Here is a 1,635-nt window from a genome sequence, read left to right as displayed (position 1 = left end):
CTCCGGCCGCTGACGCCACCGTCACGGGCAGCGTCACCCTCTCGGCGACCGCCTCCGACAACGTGGGCGTCACCAAGGTGGAGTTCTACGACGGCTCCACCCTCGTGGGCTCCGACACCACCTCGCCCTATTCGTTCTCCTGGAACAGCCGCAACGGGCCCAACGGCTCGCGCACCCTGACCGCCCGGGCGCTGGATGCCGTGGGCAACAGCGCCACCTCCGCCCCGGTCACCGTCACCGCCAACAACGACCTCACCCCGCCCACGGTCACCCTCACCGCTCCCGCCGAGGGCTCCACCCTCACCGGCACCGTCACCTTCACCGCCACCGCCACGGACGACCGGGGCATGTCCAGGGTGGAGTTCCTCTCCGGAACCACCGTCCTGTGCTCCGACACCAGCTCGCCCTACTCGTGCAGCTACAACACCCGCAACCTCTCCAACGGCCCCCGTGTCGTGACCGCCAGGGCCCATGACACCGCCACCAACACGGCCCTCTCGTCCGTCAACGTCGTCTTCGACAACGATCTGACGGCCCCCACCATCGCCATCACCTCGCCCACCGCGGGCGCCGTCGTCTACGGCATCGTCCCCATCGAGGTCTCCGCCAGCGATGACCGCGGCACCGTGTCCAAGGTCGAGTTCTACCTGGGTTCCACCCTGCTCGGCACCGACACCACCGCGCCCTTCTCCTTCGCCTGGGACACCACCAGCAAGGCCAATGGCGCCTATTCGCTCAGGAGCCGCGCCTACGATCCCTCCGGCAACTCCACCTACAGCGCCATCATCTCCGTCACGCTCTTCCACCCCGGCACCGCCGGTTACGACGCCACGCTCGGCGTGCCCCTGTGCCCGGCCGTCACCTATCGCTGCGACACCACCACGCTGGTGAGGGGCCGTGCCAACCTCGGGCCCGAGCCCCATCAGCCCAACACCCTGGGCGGCTCCTGCGCGGATGGGACGAGTGGCACCTTCCACACCAGTCCCTCGATCGACCAGATCCTGGTCTCGCGGACGGATGGGACGCCCTTCGCCCCCGGCAAGGAGGTGAAGGTCGATGTCACCGTCTGGGTGAGCTCGATCGCCAATGAGCGGCTGGATCTGTTCTACGCCGAGGACGCGAACGCGCCGTCGTGGACGTACCTCACCACCCTGACCCCCACCAGCACCGGCGCACGGGTCCTGTCGACCACGTACCTGCTGCCCCCGGGCTCCCTGCAGGCCTTGCGCGCCGTCTACCGCAGCGGAGGCAGCACCTCCGAGTGCAACGCGGGCACGGTGAACGACCACGATGACCTGGTGTTCGCCGTGGGCACCGACGTGGACACCACGCCGCCCTCCGCCTCGCTCACCGCTCCAGCCGCCGGCGCCACCCTCAAGGGCACGGTCACCCTCCCGGTGTCCGCCTCCGATGACTTCGGCGTGGCCCGCGTCGACTTCTACGCCGACTCCACCCTGGTGGGCTCCGACTCCTCCCCGCCCTTCTCCCTCGCATGGGACACGCGCACCATGCCCAACGGCGCCTACGCCCTCTCCGTCGTCGCCTTCGACGCCGCGGGGCTGTCCTCTTCCGGGGGGCCCGCAGTGAACGTCACCCTCAACAACGACCTGATCCCGCCCACGGTGTCCCTCACCG

Annotated in this window: 1 protein-coding gene; it reads left to right on the top strand. The window is 69.5% G+C overall.

Going from position 1 to position 1,635, the window contains the following annotated elements; genetic code table 11:
- A partial coding sequence (locus Q664_RS40860) for an Ig-like domain-containing protein (RefSeq protein ID WP_235217074.1) occupies positions 1–1,635 on the top strand: 1,635 nt, incomplete at both ends.

This window comes from Archangium violaceum Cb vi76 (assembly GCF_000733295.1).
Classification (GTDB): domain Bacteria; phylum Myxococcota; class Myxococcia; order Myxococcales; family Myxococcaceae; genus Archangium; species Archangium violaceum.
The sequence above is the reverse complement of the archived record's forward strand: the minus strand, read 5'-3'. Positions and strand labels throughout refer to the sequence as shown.